At 41.9% G+C, this 6,320-nt stretch carries 4 protein-coding genes; all 4 read left to right on the top strand.

Going from position 1 to position 6,320, the window contains the following annotated elements:
* Positions 1-132: 132 nt before the first annotated feature.
* Positions 133-2,307, top strand: a complete 2,175-nt coding sequence (bcsA, locus tag HUS62_RS22030; RefSeq protein ID WP_404936080.1) for a UDP-forming cellulose synthase catalytic subunit — start codon at positions 133-135, stop codon at positions 2,305-2,307.
* Positions 2,304-4,553: a cellulose biosynthesis cyclic di-GMP-binding regulatory protein BcsB gene (gene bcsB / locus HUS62_RS22025; RefSeq protein ID WP_175081163.1), complete on the top strand. Its 2,250-nt coding sequence runs from the start codon at positions 2,304-2,306 to the stop codon at positions 4,551-4,553. The genes bcsA and bcsB overlap by 4 nt, the downstream gene beginning before the upstream one ends.
* On the top strand, positions 4,553-5,668 hold the full coding sequence (bcsZ, locus tag HUS62_RS22020) for a cellulose synthase complex periplasmic endoglucanase BcsZ (RefSeq protein ID WP_175081162.1): 1,116 nt from the start codon (positions 4,553-4,555) through the stop codon (positions 5,666-5,668). The genes bcsB and bcsZ overlap by 1 nt, the downstream gene beginning before the upstream one ends.
* Positions 5,659-6,320, top strand: a 662-nt coding sequence (locus tag HUS62_RS22015; protein WP_175081161.1) for a tetratricopeptide repeat protein, incomplete at its 3' end; no start/stop codon positions are given. The genes bcsZ and HUS62_RS22015, both read left to right, overlap by 10 nt.

Here is a 6,320-nt window from a genome sequence, read left to right as displayed (position 1 = left end):
CAGCGTAAATCTTGGCGTAAAATCACGCGATCAGCTCGCTTATTGAGACTGGCAGACAGTAAACTAGTACGCTCTTTTAAAGGGCTTTGGTTAGTTGCTAGAAAGCAAACAAAAACTAAATCATATAAAGCAGTGAGTCGCTCTCCACTTTGGAGAAACAGCACCTTAAAGGTCGCTTTTTTCACTCTCATTATTTTTGCGGTGGCTATATTTGTAACCGTGCCATTTAGTATTGAAGCGCAAGCAGTGTTCATTAGTTTAATTTTGGTGGTTGCTTATTCTCTAAGGCGGGTTGAAGGGAAAATGGCCACTATTGTGATGATCACCCTTTCTGTTACAACCTCTACACGTTATCTATGGTGGCGCTACACAGATACCCTGAACTGGGGTGACCCGTTAGCCCTAGCACTCGGGATTGGTTTATTGCTTGCTGAAAGTTACGCTTGGTTAGTACTGATATTAGGCTTTTTCCAAACCATTAATCCATTAAACCGTAAACCAATCGCGTTAGGAAAAGACACTGCAAACTGGCCAACAGTTGATATTTATATTCCTACTTATAATGAGCCGCTTGATGTTGTGAAGCCAACAACAATCGCCGCGCAAAGTATTGATTGGCCTGCAGATAAGCTTAACATTTATATTTTAGATGATGGTAAGCGCCCTGAATTTGCCGAATTCGCAAAGCAAATTGGTGTTGGTTATTTAACTCGCCCTGATAACAAACATGCCAAAGCCGGTAACATGAACCATGCGATGAAAGTAACTAGTGGCGACTACATCGCTATTTTTGACTGTGACCATATCCCTGCTCGCTCATTCTTACAAATGACAATGGGACAATTCATCAATGACAGTAAAGTGTGTTTAGTACAAACACCTCACCACTTTTTTTCTGCCGATCCATTTGAGCGCAATCTCAAAAACCATCGGAAAATCCCAAATGAAAACATGCTGTTCTATGGTTTAATCCAAGATGGTAATGATATGTGGGATGCAACCTTCTTTTGTGGTTCGTGTGCTGTTTTAAGGCGCAGTGCCCTTGAAGAAATTGGTGGTTTTGCCGTAGAAACCGTCACTGAAGATGCCCACACCGCCCTAAGAATGCAGCGCGCTGGCTACAAAACAACATATATTAATATTCCACAAGCCGCCGGCCTGGCTACAGATAGTTTATCTGCCCACGTTGGCCAACGTATTCGCTGGGCACGCGGCATGGCACAAATATTCCGATTAGATAACCCGCTGTTTGGTAAAGGCCTAAATATCGCGCAGCGCTTGTGCTATTTAAACGCTATGTTGCACTTTTTATCAGGCATTCCGCGAATTGTATTCTTAACAGCGCCACTGGCATTAATTTATTTTAATGCGCAAATTATCTATGCACCGTTTGTTGCCATCTTTCTTTATATTGTGCCAACCCTGTTACAGGTAAAAATAACCAACTCTCGAATTCAAGGTAAGTACCGCTATTCATTTTGGGGCGAAGTTTATGAGTCAGTACTTGCTTGGTATATTTTAAAACCCACGACAGTTGCGCTTATCAACCCGAATAAGGGTAAATTTAACGTGACTGAAAAAGGCGGTTTAAACAAGCAAGATCACTACGATTGGACGATTTCAAAGCCTTATATAATCTTGTTGCTTGTTAACGTTTTGGGTATGACCTACGGCGTGTTTAGATTGCTCTTCGGCGATAGTTCACAAATAGGTGTACTCGTCATTAGCATGCTGTGGGCAAGCTATAACGTGATAATTTTGGGTGCAGCTGTGGCTGTTGCCGCTGAAGCCAAACAAGTACGCAGCTCACACCGCATTAAAGCAAATTTCCCCGCAGCTATTCGCCTTGCTAATGGCCGTACTATTAAAGTAAAAATTACGGACTACTCAAATAATGGTGTTGGTCTTGAAACTGGCCATAATCACATTTGCCGTGTAAATGATAAAGTCGAGCTACTCATGAGCCGTGGCTTGAAGCAGTTTTCATTCCCAACTTATATCTGTAACACCCGCGATAAACAACTGGGTCTTACCCTCAGGGATTTAGATTTAGAAAAACAAAAAACCTTTATTCAATGCACTTTCTCACGTGCTGATGCTTGGCTTGATTGGCAAGAAAACTTTAAACACGACAAGCCTTCATACAGCTTTTCTCACGTTTTTTATACCAGTCTAAGAGGCTTTAAGAACTTGATTTTCCATGCCCCAAATGAATTAAGACCCGCGATTGCGTTTGCATCAAGAGTCTTGTACTTTGTGGCGTCGTTATTACCTAAAAAACCAACAAAAGTACTAAAAACATCATGATAAAACCTTTTTTAACCTTGTTATTAGCTTTTGCCACACTCAGCATATCTGGCTGGGCAATAAGTGCTGAGCCTCTCTCTAATAAAGCGATTTTTGATGATGGTTACCCAGAACAAGCACCAATTGAAAGCATGACGCTAAGCTTTGAAAAGCTTGGTTTAAGCAAGTTCAAGCTTGATGGGGTGAGTAATAGTACCCGCGTTGATTTTACAAACCGCCTCGATAAAATAGGGAAAAAACTGACTCTAGACTTTTCATATACGACGTCACCATCACTGATTGGTCGTGTGTCACATTTAAAAATTTTCTTAAATGAAAACCTTGTTACTGTATTACCTATCGATGATAAAAACACGCCAATTGGCACAGTCTCTGAGCGCAGCATTGCTCTTAACCCTAAGCTAATTAAAGACTTTAACCAAATTCGCTTCGAACTAGTCGGTTATTACGACATGGTTTGTCAGGATGATTATAGCAATGCAATCTGGGCCGAGCTTAGTAAAAGCAGCCGTATTTCTATTGACCGTCAGTCACTTGCTCTTGAAAGCTTACTTGAGTATTTCCCTGCACCATTTTTTGACTCACGTGACTACAATAAGGTCACTTTACCATTCGTTTTTGCATCACAACCTGATGAAAACACACTCGAAGCAGCGGTTGCACTATCAAGCTTTTTTGGCGCACAGGCAAAATGGCGCAAAGCGCAATTCCCAGTGCAAATTAATGCAACACCAACAGAACATAGTGTCGTATTCGCCACAAATGACAATAAACCTGATTTTTTATTGAATTACCCTGATGTTGAAAAGCCTACCGTAGAAATCATCAGCAGCCCGACTCAGCGTTACGCAAAAATACTGCTTGTTTTAGGTAAAGACACCGCGCAATTGAAAGAAGCCGTTGTTGGTTTAGTCTTTGGCTATAAAGTAATGACAGGTCGCAGTGCAATCATCGAAGCAATTAGCAACTTACCACTTAGAAAAGCATACGATGCACCACTGTGGGTACGCTCTGATCGTCCGGTAAGCTTTGATGAGTTCATAGAATACCCAACCCAATTACAGTCAGAAGGCTATCGCGGTCTGCCAGTTCGTTTAGACTTACGTTTTGCACCCGATTTATTTACTTGGCGTGAAAATGGTATTCCGATTACCTTGAATTACCGCAATACACCTGTTGAGCAAAACATGTTGTCGCGTTTGAACATGCTGATCAACGGTAAGTTTGTTGATGGTTTTATTCTTGATAACGAAGGCGGTAAAACAATTACAACCAATACGATGTTGCCGCTTCTATCTGATTTTAATCCAACTCAAACTCGTCAAGACTTTGAATTAACAGGGTTAGATTTAACAACAAATAACCAACTGACTTATGATTTTAACTTTGCTGTTGTAAAAACCGGTGAGTGTAGCGCCATTCCAGCCGGTGGTGAGTTTGGCGCCATTGACGGCAGCTCTACCATTGATGTGAGTGACTTCCATCACTATATTGCGATGCCAAACTTACGTGCCTTTGCAAGTGGTGGTTTTCCATTTACTAAGTATGCCGATTTACACCAAAGTACCTTAGTGATGGAAGCTAACGCCTCGGTTAACGCGATTAGCTTATTACTTAATTTTGCGGGTCATTTAGGCGCTATTACCGGCTACCCTGCGCACCGTTTAGACATTCAATTCCCAAGTAACCAATTAGCGCTAAACGATAAAGACATTATTATCATTGGTAAGGCTGATTCATTCTTTACATCACTTGCCAAGGACAGCGCCCTAAGTGTGCTTATCAACAACAACCAACGCATTGTTGATCAAGCTATCTACAATGGTGCCTACGACACAAAAGGCGCTGAAAAAATTAAAGTAAATATCAGCAGCATTGGTCGTTTAGCCGTGATGTCTGGGTTTCAGTCACCATTCGATTCAGACCGCTCAGTGGTGTCTTTAATTGCCAGTAATGAAAGTGCGTATGCACTACTCACTGATGCCCTATTAAATGAAGATAAAACGGCTCAGATTATGGGAAGTTCAGCCATTATCAATAGCCAAGGCATTAAAACGATTAAAACCGACGAGCAGTATTTTGTTGGTCACGTACCTATTCATACCCTCATTTGGTTCCACTTTTCAGACCGCCCAGTATTGTTAGCGATTCTGTCGCTACTAACCCTATTACTTATTTCATTTATGTTGTGGCGAGTGCTTGCGCTACTGACCAAAAAACGTTTATCTGAAGGAGATCAGGCATAATGAAAACTATCGCTTCTTTACTATTCGTTTTTGTTTTTTCAAGCAATGCCTTAGCTCAGTTAAGCTGCAGCGCTTGGCCGCAATGGAATAACTTTAAAACTCACTTCATTACACCACAAGGACGTGTAATTGATTTGGGTAGTGATTTCAGTATTACCACCTCAGAGGGGCAATCTTATGCTTTATTCTTTGCTTTACTTGCCAATGATAAAGCCAGCTTCGATAAGTTACTTGAGTGGACTGAAGTACACCTTTCTGAAGGTGACTTAAGCACCCGTTTACCAGCGTGGCAATGGGGAATAAAGCAAAATCAAGGACAAATCCTTGATTCAAATCCAGCTTCTGATTCAGATTTATGGATTGCTTATACCCTGTCACAAGCTGCAATATTATGGAATGAAAGACGCTATGCAGTGCTCAGCTCTGTACTTGCTGAGCGCATCATTCGCGAAGAAACAGCGCAGATACCAAACCTCGGTCTGACTCTTTTACCTGGGCCAACAGGCTTTGAAAAAGACAGTAGCTGGAAATTAAATCCAAGCTATGCACCGCTATTTATATTTGCGCAATTTGCGCACCTATACCCGCACTCGCCTTGGCAAACATTACACGATAACTCGGCGCAGTTATTAATAGATACAGCACCAAAAGGCGTGAGCCCTGATTGGGTTAATTACAGCGTGGAAAAAGGCTTTTATCATGATAAAAGCGCCCCTGCTACAGGTAGTTACAATGCTATCCGCGTCTACCTTTGGGCCAGTATGATGGCAGAAGATGCCCCCTATAAAAATGCCCTTACACAGCAGTTTAAACCTTTTGTTGATAGCATTGTTTCTTCAGGCAAAGTGCCATTAGAAACCAATGCAGTCTCAGGCAAAACGGCAGGCAACGCCCCAAGTGGTTTTGTTGCCGCCTTATTGCCATTGCTTGCTGAAGATAATGCATCACAAACTGTGACGGCTTTACAACAGCAAATAATGATGGATACCCGCTTTACCACCAGCCGCTACTACGACAGCGTGTTGTATTTATTTGGTAACAGCGCATTGAACAAACGTTTTAGTATTGATAAAAACGGGGCTTTAACAACTAACTGGAGCAATGAATGCCGATAAAGTGGCTACTTGCTGCAGTTTTAGCAAGCTCCAGTGCATCCGCAGCAATAAAAAAAGACCTTGATAGTCAATCAATTGATTGGTTAATTAGCCAAGTACAACTTGGTGAAATTGAGCGTGATAATCAATTGATGAGCGACAGCTTAGAAAAGCTGCAAAGCATTGCACCTAAAAATACTCAAGTGCAATGTGCCCAGGTGCGCGTTTTATATAGCCTCAAAGAAACCGACAAAGCCAATGCGCATTTAGCAGAGCTTAGTAACCTATCACATCCGTGCGTAACAAGCTTAACCCTACTTGCACGCGTCAATAATCAAGACAAAGAAGCGGTTCAACAAGCCAGGCTTCGTGCCAGGGCCGGACAATACAGTGACGCGGTAAAAATCTACAATCGGCTATTTAAATCCGCCTACCCTAATATTGAATATGAGCTGGAGCACATAAACTGGCTTGCTCAAGATCCAAATCAATATCAGCAAGCACTGCGCGGTTATCGTTCTTTACTAAAGCGCTACCCAAATAGTGGCCGTTTTGAGCTTGCCTACGCAAGACATCTGTTAAAGCAAAACCCAACAAACAAAGAAGCCATAGAATTACTGAGCCATTATGCACACAGTAACCAATATGGTGTTGAAGCTGAGTTTGCGTGGCT

The organism is Pseudoalteromonas sp. 0303 (assembly GCF_013349995.1).
In the GTDB taxonomy this organism is placed as follows: Bacteria; Pseudomonadota; Gammaproteobacteria; order Enterobacterales; family Alteromonadaceae; genus Pseudoalteromonas.
The sequence above is the reverse complement of the archived record's forward strand: the minus strand, read 5'-3'. Positions and strand labels throughout refer to the sequence as shown.